General features: G+C 68.1%; 17 protein-coding genes and 1 riboswitch. Of the genes, 7 read left to right on the forward strand and 10 right to left on the reverse strand.

What is annotated here, in order from left to right:
- Positions 1–8: 8 nt before the first annotated feature.
- The 8 genes from ACTIEF_RS05850 to ACTIEF_RS05885 all read right to left on the reverse strand — a co-directional run bounded on the left by ACTIEF_RS05850 (position 9) and on the right by ACTIEF_RS05885 (position 9998).
- Positions 9–1235: a patatin-like phospholipase family protein gene (locus ACTIEF_RS05850; RefSeq protein WP_439471249.1), complete on the reverse strand. Its 1227-nt coding sequence runs from the start codon at positions 1233–1235 to the stop codon at positions 9–11.
- Between the two features lie 126 nt (positions 1236–1361).
- Positions 1362–3983, reverse strand: coding sequence for a methionine synthase (metH, locus tag ACTIEF_RS05855; protein ID WP_439471503.1), 2622 nt, complete (start codon positions 3981–3983; stop codon positions 1362–1364).
- A 6-nt stretch (positions 3984–3989) separates the two neighbouring features.
- Positions 3990–4514 carry a hypothetical protein gene (locus tag ACTIEF_RS05860; protein WP_439471250.1) on the reverse strand — a complete coding sequence of 175 codons (525 nt, stop codon included), beginning with the start codon at positions 4512–4514 and terminating at the stop codon, positions 3990–3992.
- 12 nt (positions 4515–4526) lie between these two features.
- On the reverse strand, positions 4527–5600 hold the full coding sequence (locus ACTIEF_RS05865) for a homocysteine S-methyltransferase family protein (protein WP_439471251.1): 1074 nt from the start codon (positions 5598–5600) through the stop codon (positions 4527–4529).
- Positions 5601–5623: 23 nt separating this feature from the next.
- Positions 5624–6379, reverse strand: a complete 756-nt coding sequence (locus ACTIEF_RS05870) for an ABC transporter ATP-binding protein (RefSeq protein ID WP_439471252.1) — start codon at positions 6377–6379, stop codon at positions 5624–5626.
- The gene (locus ACTIEF_RS05875) at positions 6370–7338 is read right to left on the reverse strand and encodes a FecCD family ABC transporter permease (RefSeq protein ID WP_439471253.1); all 969 of its coding nucleotides are present in this window, start codon (positions 7336–7338) and stop codon (positions 6370–6372) included. The genes ACTIEF_RS05870 and ACTIEF_RS05875 overlap by 10 nt, the downstream gene beginning before the upstream one ends.
- Positions 7335–8144, reverse strand: coding sequence for an ABC transporter substrate-binding protein (locus ACTIEF_RS05880; RefSeq protein ID WP_439471254.1), 810 nt, complete (start codon positions 8142–8144; stop codon positions 7335–7337). Before ACTIEF_RS05880 ends, ACTIEF_RS05875 begins: the two co-directional genes overlap by 4 nt.
- Before the next feature lie 3 nt (positions 8145–8147).
- A complete protein-coding gene (locus ACTIEF_RS05885; protein ID WP_439471255.1) occupies positions 8148–9998 on the reverse strand; it encodes a TonB-dependent receptor plug domain-containing protein in 1851 nt (616 codons plus the stop codon).
- A gap of 122 nt (positions 9999–10120) precedes the next feature.
- Positions 10121–10320, reverse strand: a riboswitch (cobalamin riboswitch).
- A 106-nt stretch (positions 10321–10426) separates the two neighbouring features.
- Between ACTIEF_RS05885 and ACTIEF_RS05890 the strand changes: the two genes are divergently transcribed.
- Entirely contained in the window at positions 10427–10744 is a 318-nt protein-coding gene (locus ACTIEF_RS05890; RefSeq protein WP_439471256.1) for a hypothetical protein, read from the forward strand.
- 237 nt (positions 10745–10981) lie between these two features.
- On the opposite strand, the gene ACTIEF_RS05895 is transcribed toward ACTIEF_RS05890, so the two are convergent.
- A complete protein-coding gene (locus tag ACTIEF_RS05895) occupies positions 10982–12310 on the reverse strand; it encodes an ATP-binding protein (RefSeq protein ID WP_372694313.1) in 1329 nt (442 codons plus the stop codon).
- Entirely contained in the window at positions 12307–12960 is a 654-nt protein-coding gene (locus tag ACTIEF_RS05900) for a response regulator (RefSeq protein ID WP_008264155.1), read from the reverse strand. Before ACTIEF_RS05900 ends, ACTIEF_RS05895 begins: the two co-directional genes overlap by 4 nt.
- A 62-nt stretch (positions 12961–13022) precedes the next feature.
- Here ACTIEF_RS05900 and dsbD point away from each other — a divergent pair, with 62 nt between their 5' ends.
- The 6 genes from dsbD to ACTIEF_RS05930 are packed head-to-tail and all read left to right on the forward strand — an operon-like array spanning position 13023 to position 19022.
- Positions 13023–14915 (forward strand): protein-disulfide reductase DsbD, encoded by a 1893-nt coding sequence (gene dsbD, locus ACTIEF_RS05905; RefSeq protein ID WP_372694311.1) that lies wholly within the window; start codon positions 13023–13025, stop codon positions 14913–14915.
- Positions 14912–15706 carry a prolipoprotein diacylglyceryl transferase family protein gene (locus ACTIEF_RS05910; protein ID WP_372694309.1) on the forward strand — a complete coding sequence of 265 codons (795 nt, stop codon included), beginning with the start codon at positions 14912–14914 and terminating at the stop codon, positions 15704–15706. Before dsbD ends, ACTIEF_RS05910 begins: the two co-directional genes overlap by 4 nt.
- A 22-nt stretch (positions 15707–15728) precedes the next feature.
- Positions 15729–16403 (forward strand): DsbA family protein, encoded by a 675-nt coding sequence (locus ACTIEF_RS05915; protein ID WP_421731890.1) that lies wholly within the window; start codon positions 15729–15731, stop codon positions 16401–16403.
- A gap of 8 nt (positions 16404–16411) precedes the next feature.
- Entirely contained in the window at positions 16412–17839 is a 1428-nt protein-coding gene (locus tag ACTIEF_RS05920; RefSeq protein WP_372695197.1) for a bifunctional metallophosphatase/5'-nucleotidase, read from the forward strand.
- A gap of 11 nt (positions 17840–17850) precedes the next feature.
- Positions 17851–18468: a class I SAM-dependent methyltransferase gene (locus tag ACTIEF_RS05925; RefSeq protein ID WP_244999703.1), complete on the forward strand. Its 618-nt coding sequence runs from the start codon at positions 17851–17853 to the stop codon at positions 18466–18468.
- 29 nt (positions 18469–18497) lie between these two features.
- On the forward strand, positions 18498–19022 hold the full coding sequence (locus ACTIEF_RS05930; RefSeq protein ID WP_219354421.1) for a DsrE family protein: 525 nt from the start codon (positions 18498–18500) through the stop codon (positions 19020–19022).
- The last annotated feature ends 4 nt before the right edge of the window (positions 19023–19026 follow it).

The raw sequence follows: 19026 nt of genomic DNA on the forward strand, positions 1-19026 counted from the left end.
GGGTTTGGTTATCGTGCGGGCGCCTCCGAAGGTGCTTCCGGCGTGGCGGGCGCCAGAGGCGGCTCGGCGGTCAGTTCCGCGGCGGGCGTGACCCAGGCCTGTCCGGCCGCGGCGCGGGCACGGCCAATCTCAAAGGTCCGCGTCATCGCCTCCTTGTCGAAGTCCAGCGCCGAGGCCTCGATATCCGTAGGGATGGAGGCGACACGGAAAGCAATGCCGTTGCGCGCCGCGAAGGCCGCGTTCGCCGCCAGGAAGGTCCGGGTGGTCGACTTGCTCATGCTCTCATAGGTGCGGGTCAGAATGGCCGGCAGGCTGCCGCGCACGACCTGCGGCGTCCGCCCGGTCTGGCCGTTGATCAGCACATACAGCGACGCCCGGTTTGATCCCGGGACGCGCTCCGACTGCGCCAGCATGTTCTCCGGCACCGCCAGGAAGGGCATGTTGATGCCGCCGTCGGCGTGCATCTCCTCGACGATCTGGTCCCCCTGCAGCCCGGCGATCATGACCGGCGGGAAGACGCCGGGGATGCTGGCCGAGGCGATCAGCACCTCGCGGAACAGCACCAGCGCCTGCTCATCGCCCTGGGTCGCCAGCTGTCCCATGTCCCAGATGATGGATTCCTGGGTGTCCAGATTGGTGGTGACGACCAGCAGCCGCCGCCCCTTGGCATGTTCGGCGGCGATGGCGCGCAGCAGTTCCGGGGTGACGTTCTGGTCCACCAGCCGCCGCAGGGGCGCCGCGCTGAACAGGCTGGGGCCCATCAGCCCCGCCAGGGCGCGCGGGCTCAGCAGCCCCGCGGCTCCACCGCCCGTATAGGCCTCGCGCAGTTCGTCGTCCCAGTCCTTGCCGAGGAAGGCGAAGGGCGCCGACAGGGCGCCGGTGCTGATGCCGGTGACGATATCGAATTCGGGCCGGGTCCCCGTCTCGCTCCAGCCGACCAGCACGCCCGCGCCGAAGGCCCCGTTAGCCCCGCCGCCGGACAGGGCCAGAACCGCCCCGCTCGCCTGCGGCGAGGCCAGCCGGTGCGCCAGCAGAGCCACGGCCTCATTTGCCCGCACCTGATCGCCGGGGCGAATCCGGGGATCGGTCGTGCGCAGCACCTCCGCGTCCACCGCCCGAAGCGGCAGGGGCTCGTAGCGCGAGATTGTCCCGCAGCCCGACACCAGAAGACCCAGAACCACCGCCGCCGCGCCGACCACACGGGACCAGCGGGGTTTCACACGATCGCGGCTCATGGCCTTCTCCAGCTTGACCGGCTTCTTCGGCGTCGCCGAAGAAAATCCGCAACCGCTGCAGTTGTTGCGTGACCCGGCCAAAGAGTCACCTTGGGACTTCCGGACCGACGCGGTCGTCCGACGGCCTCAGCGCAGGTTGGGCCGCAGCCAGCGCTCAACCTCGGCCTCCGGCAGGGCCCGGCGGCGGGCGTAGTCTGTCACCTGCTCGGGCGAGATCTGGGCGACGCCGAAATACTCGCACTCCGGATGGCCGAAGTAGAAGCCCGACACCGCCGCCGTCGGCAGCATGGCCATGCTCTCGGTCAGGGTGATGCCCGCGACGTCCCCGGCCTCATCCCCCAGCATGGCGAACAGCTGGGGCTTCTGGGTGTGATCCGGACAGGCCGGATAGCCGGGCGCCGGGCGAATGCCGCGATACTGTTCCTTGATCAGGGCTTCGTTGGTCAGTTGCTCATCGGGTGCATAGCCCCACAGCGCGCGCCGCACATGCTGGTGCAGCCGCTCGGCGAAGCTCTCGGCCATACGGTCGGCCAGGGCCTTCAGCAGGATGTCGTTGTAGTCGTCGTGGGCCGCGCGGAACCGCTCCAGATGCGCGTCGATGCCGTGGATCGCGACGGCGAACCCGCCCATCCAGTCGCCCGCCGGATCAATGAAGTCGGCCAGGCACATGTTGGCCCGCCCTTCCCGCTTGGCCACCTGCTGGCGCAGGAAGCTGACCCGCTCCTCCGGCGCATCCGCCCGCGCCTGAACCAGCACGTCGTCGCCGTCGCGCCGACAGGGCCACAGGCCCGCCACGCCGCGCGCGGTCAGCCATTTCTCGGCGATCAGCTGGTCCAGCATCTCCTGCGCGTCGGCCCACAGGGCGCGGGCGCTCTCCCCGACCACCGCGTCGTCCAGAATGCGCGGGAAGACCCCGGCCAGCTCCCACGAGCGGAAGAAGGGCGTCCAGTCGATGGTCTCGCGCAGGTCCTCAAGGCTCCAGTCGTCGAACCGGTGCAGGCCCGGCTGCAGCGGCGCGGACGGCTTCAGCGCCATGTCCGGCTTGAAGCTGTTGGCCCGCGCCTGATCGAGGCTGACCAGCGTCGAACCGCCGGAGCGCGCCCGCTGCTGGCGCACCTCCTCGTATTCCGTCTTGGTCTTGCTCACGAAGTCGGTCGACTGGGTGTCGGACACCAGGGAGGTGCAGACCCCCACCGCCCGGCTGGCGTCCAGCACATGGACCACCGCCCCCGCATAGGCCGGATCGATCCTCAGCGCCGTATGCACCCGGCTGGTGGTCGCCCCGCCGATCAGCAGGGGCATGGTCATCCCTGCCCGCGCCATCTCCTCGGCCACGGTGACCATCTCGTCCAGGCTGGGGGTGATCAGGCCGGATAAACCGATCATGTCGGCGTCATGCTCGACCGCGGCGGCGAGGATCTTCTGCCACGGGACCATGACGCCCAGATCGACGATCTCGAAGCCGTTACACTGCAGCACCACGCCGACGATGTTCTTGCCGATGTCGTGGACGTCGCCCTTCACGGTGGCCAGCACGATCCGGCCCTTGCCCTTGGCGCCCTCTTCCTTCTCGGCCTCGATGAAGGGCAGCAGGTGGGCCACGGCCTTCTTCATCACCCGCGCCGACTTCACCACCTGCGGCAGGAACATCTGGCCCGAGCCGAACAGGTCGCCGACGACGTTCATCCCGTCCATCAGCGGCCCCTCGATCACCTCGATGGGACGGGCGGCCAGTTGGCGGGCCTCCTCGGTGTCCTCGACCACGAACTGGTCGATGCCCCGGACCAGGGCGTGCTCCAGCCGCTTGGCGACGAGCCAGCCGCGCCACTCCAGCGCCGTCTTGTCCTCGACCACCCCGCCCTTGGCGCCCTTGAACCGCTCGGCGATGGCGATCAGCCGCTCGGTCGGCGTCTCGTCCACGCTGCGGGCGGGCCGGTTCAGGATCACATCCTCGCAGGCCTCGCGCAGCTCCGGATCGATCCGGTCGTAGATATCCAGCTGGCCGGCGTTGACGATGGCCATGTCCAGCCCGGCCGGAATGGCGTGGTGCAGGAAGACCGAGTGCATCGCGCGGCGCACCGGCTCATTGCCGCGGAAGCTGAAGGACAGGTTCGACAGCCCGCCCGAGAAATGCACATGCGGACAAGAGGCGCGCAGCCGTCGGACCGCATTGATGAAGTCGACGCCGTAGTTGTTGTGCTCCTCGATCCCGGTCGCCACGGCGAAGACGTTGGGATCGAAGATAATGTCCTCGGGCGGGAAGCCGATGCCGGTCAGCAGGCCATAGGCGCGCTGACAGATCTCGACCTTGCGATCCTCGGTGTCCGCCTGCCCTGTCTCGTCGAAGGCCATGACCACCACGGCGGCGCCGTAGGCCATGCATTTGCGGGCCTCGGTCAGGAATTTATCCTCGCCCTCCTTCATCGAGATGGAGTTGACGATGGGCTTGCCCGAGACACACTTCAGCCCCGCCTCGATCACCTCCCATTTGGAGCTGTCGACCATCACCGGCACGCGGGCGATGTCCGGCTCGGCGGCGATCCGCTTCAGGAAGGTGGTCATCGCCTCGACCGAGTCGAGCAGACCCTCGTCCATGTTGACGTCGATGATCTGGGCGCCGTTCTCGACCTGATTGAGCGCCACCGTGACGGCGGCCTCATAATCGCCGGCCATGATCAGCTTCTTGAACGCCGCGGAGCCCGTGACGTTGGTGCGCTCGCCGATGTTGACGAACTGGGTGTTGGGCACCTGCAATTAATTAGCCTTTGAGGATGCCAAACGACGGGCGAAGAAATCTAGAAAACGAACCTCGTTTTCAAATTTGCTCCCGTAGACATCTGTATATTCGACAGAAATTTCGAGTTGGGAAAGCGACGCCCGGCACAGATCCCTAAAAGCAGCCTGCGCAGATTGCGCGTGATCAAGTTTCAGCTCGACCAAGATGAGCTCTGACCCGACAGGTATGCTGCGCACATAGCCGCTCGAAAAATTTGACCATGCCATGCCCGAAGGCAACTCAGGCATATAGGAGACGAGATCATTGAATTCCGGCTCGCACCCAGGTTTGCGGGCTGAAATGCCTCTAACAATCATCGGCCCCGTACCGTCGTTTCGGACCTTCACACGGATTAGGTCTTCGTAATCAGCACAGGCCACGAACGGAATAGGCTTAACCGTCAGGCGATTGTGTCGACGCTGATCAGACAATCCCTTGTTTGTATACCAAAGAGATAGCCCTGCTACGGCTACCGCTAGGATAGACACGATGATCTCGACCAAGTTGTTAGGCACCTAAACCGCCATAGTGAAGGATTCGAGCCCGGCCAGACGGGTCTGGACCGGCACGTTCGGCACGGCGCGCGGCGGCAGGCCCGCAACGGCCTCGACGATGGCGCGGATGTGGGCCGGGGTCGAGCCGCAGCAGCCGCCCAGCACATTGACCTGACCCTGCTGCGCCCACTCGCCGACCAGCCCCGCCGTCGTCAGCGGCGCCTCGTCATAGGCGCCCAGTTCATTGGGCAGGCCCGCGTTCGGATAGACCATGATCAGGGTGTCGCTGATCTCGCTCAGCGTCTTCACATGCGGCCGCAACTGTTCGGCGCCGAATGAGCAGTTCAGCCCGATGGTCACCGGCTTGGCGTGACGCACCGCATGCCAGAAGGCTTCCACCGTGTGGCCCGACAGGTTGCGTCCCGACAGGTCGGTCAGGGTCATCGACAGCATGATCGGTACGTCTCGCCCAAAGGCCTCCGCCGCCTCCTGCGCCGCCATCACCCCGGCCTTGGCGTTCAGGGTGTCGAACACCGTCTCGATCAGGATGAAGTCGACGCCGCCCTCGATCAGGGCGTCGGTCTGCTCGCGATAGACGGCCTTCAGATGATCGAAGTCGATCTCGCGATAGCCGGGGTCGTTCACATCCGGCGACAGTGACAGGGTCTTGTTGGTCGGGCCGATGGCGCCCGCGACGAAACGGCGGCGACCGTCGCGCGCGGCGAACTCATCGGCCACGCGGCGCGCCATGGCGGCGCTCTGCAGATTGATCTCCCGCACCAGATGCTCGGCGCCGTAGTCCGCCTGGCTGATCCGGTTGGCCGAGAAGGTGTTGGTCTCGGCGATATCGGCCCCGGCCTCGAAATAGGCGCGGTGGATGCTCTCGGGCACCTCGGGCTTGGTCAGAGCCAGGATGTCGTTGTTGCCCTTCTGGTCGTGGCTCAGCCCCAGATCGCCCGCGTACTCCGCTTCGGACAGCTTCCAGTTCTGGATTTCGGTGCCGAAGGCGCCGTCCGTGATCAGGATGCGGTCACGCGCCGCGGAGAGCAGCGCTTCACGCGCGCCGGGCGGGGCAAATGTAGGAGCAGCGGCCATTCCGAATTGATATAAGGATATCCTTATATATTCAAGCGGGACACCGGAACGATCGCCGGACAGCCTCCCGTCGAAACAATGGCCACCTCGACCCCGTAGGCGGCGGCCAGATTGGCCTCGGTCAGCACCGTTTCCGCCGGGCCGAAGGCCAGCACCTGTCCCTGCTTCAGGATCAGTACGTCATCGGCGACCCGCGCCGCCTGGGTCAGGTCATGCAGGACCGTGATCACCCCCGGCCCGCGCTGCGCCGCCGCACGTAGCTGCGACAGGGTCTCCAGCTGATGCAGTGGATCCAGACTGGCCAGAGGCTCGTCGGCCAGCAGCCAGCGCGGCTCGCCCGCCAGCACCCGCGCCAGCAGCACCCGCGCCCGCTCGCCGCCTGAAAGGGTCCGCACTGGCCGGTCGGCCAGGGCGACCGTGTCCGTGGCCTCCAGCGCCGCCGCCATGGCCGCCTCGCGCATGTCGCCGTGCGCCAACCGCCCCAGCGCCACCAGATCGCGCACCTTCAGGTTCCAGTGCACCACCCCGTCCTGCGGCAGATAGCCAATGGCCCGCGCCCGCTCGCGCGCCGGCATCGTCATCACCGCCTGGCCGTCCAGCAGGGCCTGCCCACCGAACACCGGCGTCAGGGCCGTCAGGGCGCGCAGCAGGGTCGACTTGCCCGCCCCATTGGCGCCCAGCACCACGGTCACCCGACCGGGCGCGAAGGCGACGGAGACGTCCTCCAGCACGCTGCGACCGTCCAGGCGAACCGACAGGCTCTCGACACTCAGGCCCATGACCGCCCCCGATCCCGCACCAGAAGCCAGAGGAAGAAGGGCGCGCCGATGAGGGCCATGGCCACGCCAAGCCGGACTTCGCCCGGTCCGGGCGCCAGTCGGCACAGGGCGTCCGCCGCCAGCACCAGCGCCGCGCCGCCCAAGGCGCTCGGAACCAGCAGGGCCGAGGGCTTCCCGCCCGCCAGCGGCCTCAGCACGTGCGGCGCCACCAGCCCGACGAAGCCGACCACGCCGGTCACCGCCACCCCGGCGCCCACCGACAGTCCAACCCCGGCCACCACCAGCGCCTGCAGCCGGGTCAGGTTCACGCCCAGCGACCGAGCCGCCTCCGGCCCCAATGTCAGGGCGTCCAGCGCCCGTCCGGTCAGGAGCAGCAGGCCCGCGCCCGCGATCATGAAGGGCGCGCCGTGGATCAGGTCATCCGGCCCGCGATCCGTCAGCGCCCCCATCAGCCAGTCGATGGCCGCGGCCACGACATAGGGATTGGGCGCGATGGAGATCAGGAAGGCGGTGAGGGCCGCCGCCAGACTGGCCAATACGCTGCCCGCCAACACGAAGGTCGCCGGGTTCTCGCTGCGCCACGCCAGCAGGGACAGCAAGGCCAGCCCACCGCCGGCGGCGGCCATGGCGCAGGCGAAGATCAGCCACTGGCTCCCGGCCCCGAGAATGATCGCGGCCACCGCCCCCAGCGCCGCCACGGACGACACGCCCAGCACGCCCGGCTCAGCCAGCGGATTGCGGAGCCAGCCCTGCATCACCGCCCCGGACAGCCCCAGCACACCGCCCAGCAGCAGGGCCAGCACAGCGCGCGGCAGTCTCAGCTCGGCGATGATGGCCCAGCGCGGATCACCGTCCCACAGGGCGCTCAGCGGCGCCCAGGCCTTGCCCACCGACAGGGACAGCGCGAACAGAACCGCCACGAGCAAGCCGAGGGCGAAGTTGAGTCTCAGACCGGTCATTCCCCCACCTCCCGGCGCACCTGCGCCAGCCGGTCCAGCGCCGCGGGCACGGTTGGCCCGCCGCAGTTGATCAGGGCGCTGGAGAACGGCGCCTCGCGCGTCCGCGCCCCCGTGGCGGCCAGCAGTCGCCGCCGGATCTTCGCCGTGCGCCCGCCCCCGTCCGGCGACAGGATCACCTCGGGCGGACGCCGCAGCAGGCTCTCCACCGGCAGGGTCCCCGTATGGGCCACCCCCAGATCGCCCGCCGCGTTCTGGAAGCCCGCCACGCCCATCATCTCATCCAGCATTGTGCCCGAGCCGTTGGCGAGGTCGCCGGTCAGGTACAGCAGCGCCGGGACGGGCGCGCCGTCCCACCGGTTCCGCGCCACCGCCGCGTCCATCTCCGCCACCAGCGCCCTGCCCCGCGCCTCGGCCTTCACCGTCCGCGCCACCTCCATCACCTGCGCCCGGCTGGCCTCCAGGGTCGTCGGCGAGTCCAGATACAGGGTCTTCAGCCCCGCCCGGCGGAAGGCTTCGCGCGACGCCGCCGGAGTGAAGCTGGTGGCGATCACCAGGTTCGGATTGAGGGCGATGACCTCCTCCGCCGTCCCCGCCGTCGCGCGGAACCGACGCGCTACATCCGTCGAAATCGAGCTCGAGGCCGGATCGCGGGAATAGTGGCTGATGGCGGCGATCTCCCCCGGCGGAGCCAGCGCGATCAGCAGCTGGTCCGCGCAGGGGTTCAGCGACACGATCCCGCCCGCCGTCGCTCCGCCCTCCGGCGCGCAGCCGGCGAGCAGAAGCAGCAGGGGCAGGATCGCGCGCATGGATCAGTTCAACCGGAAACGGACGCCCACCGCCGCCGTCCGGCCGATGGAGCCGTAGTTGGAGACCGTTTCGTAATCCGTGTCGAACAGGTTCTCGACCCGGCCATAGACCGACACCGTGTCATTGACCGGCATCTCGGCGCGCAGCCCGACCAGGGTGTAACCCTCCAGCCGGACCGAGTTGGCCGCGTTGTCGAAGCTGTCATCGACCGCCAGCACCGTCCCGCCGACCGACAGGTCATTGCCGAAGCGATAGTCGACCGAGACGCTGGCGGACTGTTCGGGCCGCCGGGCCAGGGCCTTGCCGACGAAGCCCGCGCTGCGGTTCTCGGTGTCGATGTAGCTGTAGGCCGCGTTCACCGTCAGCCCGTCCAGCGGGCGCGCGATCAGCGCCAGTTCGACACCCTCGGCCCGGGTGCGGGCGATGTTGGCGTAGGTGTAGGTCGAGTTGTCGAAGTCGATCTGATTGACCGTGTCGCGCTTGAACAGGGTCACGCTGGCCGCCAGCCGGTCGTCGAGCCACGACTGCTCCAGGCCCACGTCCCAGCTCTCGGCGGTCTCCGGCTTCAGCGTCGCCGTGCCGTAGAAGGGCGCATACAGCTGGTACAGGGTCGGCGCCTTGAAGCCCTCGGCGTAGCTGGCCCGCAGGGTGGCGCCGGTTCCCAGCCGATAGGCCGCGTTGGCGGCGTAGGTCGTGGCCCCGCCGAAGGCGTCGTCATCGTCATGGCGCACCCCCGCCGTCAGGCTGAGGTTCTGCACCGGCGTCACGATGGCCTCGCCCCACACGCTCGACACGCCCCGGCTGAAGCCGACCGAGCCGTCCGAGAAGCTCAGGTCCTCCTGCTCGGCGCCGGCCACCAGACGCACGGTGGCCGTCGCGCGCAGATCGCCCTTGTAGGCGTAGCGCTCGCTGCGCCCGCGCGAGAAGAACAGGGCTCCGGCGCCGGCGTCGCGGTCATAGTTGTCGCGATCGATGTCTGCGTACTGGAACGACAGGGTGTTCTTCAGCCGTCCGTCAGCCACATCGGCGTGTAGGCCCGCATAGGCGTACAGTTCCTTGGCCGTCGAATATTCGCGCGTGTCGCCGAAGGCGTAGGTGGGCGGCGGGAAGCCGTCGAGATCGTTCTCGCTGTCCGCCCAGTAGCCGCGGAGGTCCAGCCGCACGCCGGGGGTGAAGGCCACCTCCACCCGGCTGCTGGCGCCGTACTGGCGATAGCCGTCATCCTCGGCGCCGCGCGCATAGGCCGACACCCCGTCCGTCTTCAGATAGCCGGCGGTCAGCGAGCCGGAGACGATGCCCCGCGCGCCGGACACGCCGACGTTGGTGAAGACCGTGTCCAGGCCGCCGTACTCGACCACGCCCCGCGCGGCGAAGTCTTCGGTCGGGCTCTGGGTGACCACATTGACCACGCCACCAATGGCCTGGCTGCCCCACGGCACGGAGTTCGGGCCGCGCAGGATTTCGACGCGCTCGATCGAGCCGGTCAGCAGGTGGGCGAAGTCAAAGCCGCCGCCGGGCGACGACGGGTCGTTCACCCGCACCCCATCGATCAGGGTCAGGGTCTGGTCGCCCTCGGCGCCGCGAATGCGCACCGAGGTGACGGTGCCCATGCCGCCGTTGCGCGACACCGTCACGCCCGGGGTGGTGGCCAACAGGTCGCTGAGCGCCAGGGTCTGGCGTTGTTCAATGGTCGCGCGGTCGATCACGGTGACCGCCTGACCGGTCGTTTCGACGTCCTGTTCGACGCCGCTGGCGGTGACGATCACCTCGCCCAGCGAGACAGGCTCCTGGGCGGCCGCGGGCGCGGCCAGGGCGGCGGCGCAGGCCGCGAGCAGATAGGCGGATTTCTTCATCGGGACAGACCCTCGCGCAGGGGCCGACGCGCCGATCGTATCGGTCGTCCTCCGGCCCTCGTTCGTGTCGCTCGTTGCGAGGGTTTCGGCCTCGTCCGCCCGGCACACCCCGTCCGCGCGAAAGATCGACGTCGCGACCGGCAGGTCTCCTGGCTCACGGGTCATCGCGCCGCCCGGCCTTCCCGAGGTCTGGACCTCAGTGGCGGGATTGGACGGCGCTCGCCGGTCACAGTTGCGGGGGCAGCGTCGGCTCGGGGAAATGCACCCCTCCGACTTCCCTTTTCATCCCTGTCTCCAGGGAACCGTTCACGCGCCGCCTCTAGGCGGCGTCGCCGGTGCGGTCAATGGCGACGGGCGATCAGCGCCAAGCCCGGACGTGTCCAAAGCGTGGCTGGCAAGTCGTTATTTGCACATGACAACCACTCGCATTGGGACTGCTCTCCCATGACGAACCGACTCTTCCCCTGCGCCTCGCCCTGACCGCCGCGGTCTTCTGCCTCGCCAGCCCAGCGCTCGCCCAGGTGGCCGCGCCCGCCGACTCGGCGGTGAACATCGGCGAGATCGTCACCGCCTCCACCCGCCAGCAGTCGGTCGCCCAGAGCGAGACCCTCCGAAAGGCTTCGAAGGGTCTCGTCAGAATTCCCCTTTTAGTCGGTGGCTTAGCTGCCATTTCGGAAGCGGTATCGAAAGCTCCGAAAGCCCCGGACTATTCCCACTCGATCCTTCAAGAGACCAGAAGGCGCTGATTTATCAGCGCCTTTTCTCTCATCCACGCACCATACCGCGCGAGCTACCGTCAGTTGAACAGTGCTGTTGAATTCATTGGTGAAATTCGACGTAATAAAATTCTAGTGATGTCGCCATCTATCGGCAGGCAACTCTGCTTCAAGCCCAACCAGCACCGCTATGACAGGCGACTAGGCAATAGGACTATACCGTATCATCGTACCGACAACAGACGCCACCGAAGCCGGTTGATACCGTCAGTCTCGCTTGGTCGAGTTGTTCAAAGACTCCGACGCCTGCTCCGGAATTGTCACCTCGACACGAAGACCGCCTCCTGGTGAGCGCAAGAACTGCACCTGTCCCCCATGGGCCTTCACAGTGGCGAGGACGATAGAGAGGCCCAGACCGCTCCCTCCGGAAGGGGCATTCGACGCGCGGAAAAAACGCCCTCCCAAACGATGCAGATCCGAGAAGGCCACGCCCGGTCCGTCGTCCTCGACGATCAAGCGTCCGGAAGTCGGGTCGTAGCTGATCAGGATTGAAGACTCTGCGTGCGCCTGTGCGTTGGCAAGGAGATTGGCGGCCGCTGCCCCGAAGCGATCCGGATCCACATTCAGCAGGGCGTCACCTTCGACGATCGACACCCGGGAATCGCCTTCCGCTCCCGCAAACAGTGATCGGAGCGTCACCCAGCGGCGATCTTCGTCGCTAACCGGCATCTCGTCCTCGCGCGCCAGGGCGAGAAGCCCCGTGACGAGGCGGGCGGTGCGATCGACAGAGGTCTGAATCTGCTCCAGCGCGCGGCTTCGAACGGCAGGATCCGAAGACGACGCCGCAATCTGCGCCTGGACACGCAGCCCTGCCAGAGGCGTGCGCAACTCGTGCGCGGCGGCGGCCGTGAACTCGGCCTCGCGACGCCGCGCTGCGCCAAGGCGTGACATCAGGTCGTTCAGCGCCAGGGCGAAGGGACGGAGTTCGCGGGCGTCCGGCGATACGTCCAACGCCGTCAGATCTTCCGCATCCCGTACCGCAAGGCTGCGGGTCATTTGTCGAATAGGGGCCAGCCCCCGCCCAACCGACCACCAGATCAGCACGCCCAGCGCCAGCAGGCCGAGGACCGCCGGACCGATCAAGGCGGTGACGACATTGCCGACCAGGTGTTCGCGAACGGCCAGATTGTCCCCGACCATGACCCGGAAACCGGCGTCACGATCATGCACCGTATAGACCCGCCAGCGCTCGCCCCGGATCGTGCGCTCAGAAAATCCGTCGCCCCCTTCCGACAATCGCTCCGCAGGCGCGCTTTGGGACCGACCAATCAGATCGCCTTCCAGCGACCAGATCTGGCAGGAGAGCTGACGGTCATAGACATCCGCGGCCCCGGTGTCCGGAGCCTGGATCGCCGGGCGCACGCTGCCGGCCTGCATCAGGGACGAAACCATGCGGGCCGACTCCATCAGGCGCCGGTCCAGCACCCGTTGCACTTCGGCTCGGGTTTGGATTTCAACCCAGACGACCGCGCCGCCCCAGACCAGGGCGGTCACGAGCGCGAGAGTGACGAACAGACGCAAGCGGATCGAGCTCATTGCAGGGTGTATCCCACGCCGCGGACGGTGCGGATGAAGCCGGCTCCCAACTTGGCCCGCAGATAGTGGATGTGCACTTCCACGGCGTTGGAGCCGATCTCCTCCTGCCAGCCGTACAGGCGTTCTTCCAGCTGACTGCGCGAGAGGACCTGTGCGGGCCGTTCCATCAGGGCCTCCAGGATAGCGAACTCACGTCTCGAAAGGGGCAGGTCCCCCTCTTCACGCCAAGCCAGACGCGACTTGGGATCGATGGTCACCCCGCCGTGGCGCAAGGCGGGGGTCGAACGTCCGAGCAGGCGACGCCGCACCGCGCGCAATCGCGCGGCCAGCTCGTCGAGATCGAACGGTTTGCCGACATAATCGTCCGCGCCGGCGTCCAGACCCACTATGCGGTCCCGACTGTCATCGCGCGCCGACAAGACCACCACGCCGACATCCATGTCGCGCTCTCGAACGAAACGCAGCACCGAAAGGCCGTCGCCGTCAGGAAGACCCAGGTCCAGCACGACCGCATCGAACGCCGAGCTTTCCAGCGCCGCGAGGGCGTCCTCGACCCGCCCGACGACCTCGACCGTCCAGCCACAGGCGCTGAGCCCGACCTGGAGGCCGTCAGCGAGAACGGGATCGTCTTCTATGGCGAGCAATCTCATGCGTTGTGACGTGCAAGCTCCGGCTTAAGCCTGACTTAAGCTCGCTTGCCCACGAGATGGCCATGAGGTTTTTCCGCCGACTGCTGCCCGCCGCTCTCGCTCTTCTGTCCTTCGCCCTGCCGGGTTCGGCCTTGGGTCAGGCTCCGCTTTCGCCTGACAAGGCCTTCGCCCTGACGGTGACGCGTGAGGCTGACGGCAACCTAGCCTTTGCCTGGGATATTGCGCCTGGCCATTATCTCTATCGTGACCACACCGTCGCCAGCACGCCGGGCGGGAAGGAGTCTCTGCCGCTGGAACTGGCTGCCGGCGAAACCAAAGACGATCCGGGCTTCGGCGTCGTCGACGTCTGGCATGACGCGGGTCGCGCGACCCTGTCGGCGCAGACGTTGACGCAGGCGGGCGAGCCGACGTCGGTCAACATCACCTATCAGGGCTGCCTCGAAGACTCGATCTGCTACCCGCCGATGACGCGCACCATCGACGTGCCGACCCGGCCGCAGTCCGACGTGGCCGCGCGGGAGGCCGATGCGCAGACCGCACAGGCCGCGGCTATGCTGGCGATCCAGGCGCCGGGCGCTGCACCCGCGCCCGAGAACGACGAGGGAGCGGCGGCGCCTTCGCCGGTCGCGTCATCGCCGGCGGTCACTCTGGACGCCAATCCGGGCTTCGTCGATCGCCTGGCGCTGCAGGGCGGGGCGACCTGGGTCCTGCTCGCCTTCTTCGGTTTCGGCGTGCTGCTGGCCTTCACGCCCTGCGTCTTTCCCATGTACCCGATCCTGGCCGGCGTCATCGGACGCGGCGTGGACGGGCGCGGCACGCGCCGAGGCCTGACGCTCTCCGTCGCCTATGTGCTGGGCCTTTCCATCGCCTTCGCCCTCCTGGGGGTCGCGGCCGCCTGGTCTGGACAGAACCTGCAGATGGCGCTCCAGTCGGTTTGGGCCGTGGGCGCGCTGGCTGTCGTCTTCGTCATCCTCGCCGCGTCCATGTTCGGCGGCTTCGAGCTGCAGCTGCCCTCGGCCTGGACCAGCCGCCTCTCCCGCGACGGCGGCGATGGGCGGCGCTCCCTGCCCTCAGCCGCAGGTCTGGGCTTCGTCTCGGCCCTCATCGTGGGGCCTTGCGTCACCGCGCCCCTGGCGGGCGCCCTGCTCTACATCGCCCAGACCGGCGACGTTGGGCTGGGCGCGGCGGCCCTGTTCTTCCTGGGCCTGGGCAAGGGGGTGCCCTTGATCGTGTTCGGCACGGTCGGCGCGCGCTTCCTGCCCAAGGCCGGGCCGTGGATGGACCGGGTGAAGATGCTGTTCGGCTTCATCTTCCTGGGCATGGCCTGGTGGCTGGCCAGCCGCATCCTGCCGCCGAACGCGACGCTGGCTCTCGGCGCGGCGCTGGCGCTCGGTCTGGCGGCGGCCCTCGGCCTGTTCCAGCCGCTGAGCCCGAACCTGAGAAACGGCGTCGCCCGCGTCGCCGGCCTGGCGGCCGCGACCTGGGGCCTGTTGCTGCTCGTCGGACTTAGTCTCGGGGCGGACGACCCGTGGCGCCCGCTCGAACCCCTGGCGCGTCCCGCCGGAGTCACAGCCGACGCGCCGGTGGAGACCGCGGCGGTCGTGCTCGATCAGGCCGCGCTGGACCGCGCCGTCGCCGATGCCGGCGCCCGCGAACGTCCCGCCCTGGTCTATTTCACCGCCGACTGGTGCGTCAGCTGCAAGGTGATCGAGCGGACGGTGTTCGAGGACCCCGCCGTGATCGCCGGCCTTTCGAACACCGACCTGATCAAGGTCGACGTCACGCGCAGCACCCCCGAGGCGCGCGCGCTTCTTGAGCGGCACGGGGTGGTCGGGCCGCCGACGATGATTTTCCTGTCGCCTTCGGCGACTGAAGCGCCGGGTAGCCGGTTGATCGGAGAGATGTCGGCCGAAGACGTCGCCTCCGCCCTGCAGAGCGCCGGAGCCGCCGCATGAACGCCATCACCCTGGGTCCGCTCGTCCTGTCGGGCGAACGGTTCGCCATCATCGCAGGCATATTCGTCTTCATGATCGGCGCCGGACTGCTGGCCAGCCGTGTCAGCCCGCGCTTCAACCTGTGGAGCACCGTCCTAGTCTTCGGCGGTCTGGCAGCCGCCCGCCTCGGTCACGTGGCGACGCATTGGGAGTATTTCGGCGCCGACCCGTGGCGGGCGTTCGCGGTCTGGCAGGGCGGGTTCAGCTGGATCTGGGTCGCGCCGGTCGTGATCCTGGCCACCTTCCTGCTGCTGCGCACCCCGCGCGAACGCGCTTGGGCCATTGCGCCTGTGCTGGCCAGCGCCCTGGTTTGGACCACCGCCCATCAGTTGGCCTCGGCGACGCAGCACATGGCGCCGCCCGCCCTGACGCTGGCCGCGATGGACGCCCCGCCCATCAACCTCTCCGCTCCGGGCGACCGGCCCACGGTGATCAATCTCTGGGCCACCTGGTGCCCGCCTTGCCGGCGCGAGATGCCGGCTTTGGCCCAGGCCGAAAAAGCCCATCCGAATGTGCGCTTCCTCTTCGTCAACCAGGGCGAGGGCGAAGCCGGCGTTCGCGCCTTTCTGCAGAGCCAGGGGCTGGCCCTCGACCATGTCCTGTTTGACGAGGCCATGGCGGTGCCGCGCCACTACGGCACGGCCGGCATTCCGGTGACCCTGTTCCTCCACGCCGACGGCCGCCTGGCCAAGGCCCACATGGGGGAAATCGCCCCCGAACAGATCGCGACCGAAATCGCGCGTCTGCATTGACCCCTCGCCTCACGGAGCTTCCATGAACCGCACCTTCGCCCCTGCCCTCGCCGCCGTCCTCGCGCTCGCCGCCTGCGGCCCCGCCGACGCCGACAACGGCGCGGCGCCCGCCAGCCCTCCCGCAGCGGCTGGACAGGACATGCCCGCCATCGCCCAGGTGGGTTTCAACGACCTGCTTCGGGATCCGGCCGCGCCCTTCATCGGCGCCGAGAACGCCGATGTGACCATTATCGGCTTCGTCGATTACAACTGCCCCTACTGCAAGAAGATGCAGCCGGAGATCGACGGCCTGCTGAAGGCGGACCCCAAGGTGCGCGTCCTGTACAAGGACTGGCCGATCTTCGGCGACGTCTCGGAGACCGCCGCCCGGACCGCCCTCGCCGCCAGTTACCAAGGCAAGTACGAGGCCGTCCATAACGCCTTCATGCTGTCGCCGTCGCGCATCGGCGACCAGGCGGACATCACGCGTCTGGTCCAGTCGGCCGGCGTGGACATGGCGCGCCTGAATCAGGACCTGGCCGATCACCGCGCAGACATCGACGCGGTGCTCGACCGAAACGGCCGAGAAGCGGCGGCCCTGGCCCTGCAGGGCACGCCCGCCTTTATCATCAACGGCAATCTGATCCCCGGCGGCATGCCCCAGGCGCAACTCGAAGCGGTGATCGGTCGTATCCGCTCCGGACAACCGCTGCGCTGAGACCGGCCATGACCACCTTGACCCTGCTCCAGCTGAACGACCTGCACGGCTATCTCGAGCCGCATCCCGAACTGGTGCGCACCGAAGGCGGCTGGCGGTTCGAACGGCTGGGCGGGGTCGCCCGCATCGCCCGCATCTTTGAAGAGGCGCGCGCCGAAGGTCCGTGCCTGACCCTGGACAATGGCGACACCTTCCATGGCACGCGGGTCGCCGTCGCCAGCCGGGGCGAGGCCTTGGTCCCGATCATGAACGCCCTGAAGATCGACGCCATGACGGCGCACTGGGAGTTCGCCTATGGCCCCGCGGGGTTCAAGGCGTTGGCGGCGCGACTGGATTATCCCGTCCTGGCCGCCAATGTCTTTCGCAAGGATGACGGCGCGCCGGTGTTCGACGGGCGATGGGTGTTCGAGCGCGGCGGTCTGAGGATCGGCGTGATGGGCCTGGCCTGCCCCATCGTCGACAAGACCATGCCCCCCGCCTTCTCCGAAGGCGTGCGGTTTGAAATGGGTGTGGCCGAAGCCCGCGAGCAACTGCACCAGCTCCGCGAGGAGAAGGTCGATCTGGTCGTCCTGCTGTCGCACCTCGGCTTTCCGCAGGATCTGAAGTTGGCCGCGGAAACACCGGGCATCGACGTGATCCTGAGCGGCCATACCCATAACCGCCTGCACGAGCCGGCCCGCGTCGGCGACACCCTGATCATCCAGTCCGGCTGCCACGGCGCCTATATCGGCCGGCTGGACCTCGAGATTGCAGAGGGCCGCGTGTCCCTGCGCCGCCATCGGCTCATAGCCGTGGACGCTGGCCCCCAAGACGATCAAGTCGCCGGCTTGGTGGAGACGGCCCTGGCGCCCGAGCGGGAGCGTCTGGCGCGCGTCGTCGGCCGCACGGCCATTCCCCTTCACCGCTACGCCATGGCGAGCGCGCCGATGGACGACGTCCTGCTGGCGGCGGCGGCGCAGGCAGCGGGCGTGGACATCGCCTTCTCGAACGGCTGGCGGTATGGCGCGCCCGTCGCGCCGGGTCCGGTCACTCTGGGCGACCTCTACAATATCGCGCCGATGAACCCGCCCATCTCGCGCACGACGCTGACCGGAGCCGAGTTGAAGGCGATGCTGGAAGAGAATCTTGAGCGCACCTTCGCCGCCGACCCGTATGAGCAGATGGGCGGCTACATCAAACGCTGCCGGGGCCTCACGGCCTTTGTGAAGCTGGAGAATCCCAAGGGGCAGCGCCTTGATCGCCTGCTGGTCGGGGACCGACCTTTCGAGCCGGAGGCGGACTATCCGGTGGCCTTCGTCACCGCCCAGGGCGTGCCCGAACATTACGGGCGGGACCGCCGGACGCTCGACATCGACACTGTGGGCGCGCTTGAATCCTGGTTCGCCGACCATACGCCCGGCGAGACCGATCTGCCCGCCAGCGTCCTCATCATATGAAGGAACACCTTATGGACTCCGTCGCCGCCCGCGACTTCTGGAATAGCCGCTATGACCGCCAGGACTATCTGTTCGGCAAGACGCCCAACGCCTTCCTGGCCGCTCAGATCGCGCGGCTCCAGCCCGGCATGACCGCTCTGGCGGTCGCCGACGGCGAGGGACGAAACGGCGTTTGGCTCGCCGAACAGGGCCTGACCGTCACGACCACGGACATCGCCCCGCGCGCGATCGAGAAGGCCCTCGCCCTGGCCGAGCGACGCAGGGTCACACTGGACGCCCAGGTGGCGGACCTCGAGACCTGGGCCTGGCCGCAGGATGCGTTCGACGTCGTGGTCGCCGTCTTCATTCAGTTCGCCCCGCCTCCCCTGCGCGACCGACTTTTCGAGCGTATGAAGGCGGCCGTGAAGCCTGGCGGCCTGTTCCTGCTGCAGGGCTATCGGCCGGAACAGATCGCCTATGGAACGGGCGGTCCGGGCCAGGTCGAGAACCTCTACACCGAGGCGCTGCTCCGCGACGCCTTCGCCGACTTCGACATCCTGCATCTGAAAAGCCACGACAGCGACGTCTCCGAAGGCGCCGGCCACAGCGGCCGGTCCGCCCTGATCGATCTCGTCGCCCGCCGTCCCTGACCCCCAGCGCCCGCACACCGGAACCGGCCATGAAAACCCTCCTCCTCGCCCTGTCCCTGGCCGCCTCCCTGGCGGCCTCCCCGAGCTTCGCTCAAGCTGTTTCAGGCTTCGGCGGCTTCAAGCCCCTGCCCGAGGCCGGCGAACAGCCGGATCCGTCGCGCGTCTATCGGGTCATCTTCGACGTGTCCCAGGGCGGTCCGGACGACAGGCCGCTGAAGGGACTGGATCGCGTTGCGCGGCTGGCGAATATGCTGGCGGCGGGCGGCGTGGACGCCGACCATCGTCAGATCGTCGTTGTGCTACACGGCGCCGCCACCCCTGCGGTCCTCTCCGACGCCGCCTGGGCCGCGCGCGGCAAGGGCGACGCCAACCCCAACAGCGCCCTGATCCGCAGCCTCATCGCCGCCGGCGTCCAGGTTCGGCTGTGCGGCCAGGCCATGGCCGGGAACGGCATCGCGCAAGCCGACCTCGAACCGGGCGTGAGCGTTGATCTCGCCGCCCTGATGACGGTCATCCACCTTCAACAGGCCGGATATGCCCTGGTTGTGAACTGACGTC

It is taken from the genome of Brevundimonas sp. (assembly GCF_051858995.1).
Classification (GTDB): Bacteria; Pseudomonadota; Alphaproteobacteria; order Caulobacterales; family Caulobacteraceae; genus Brevundimonas.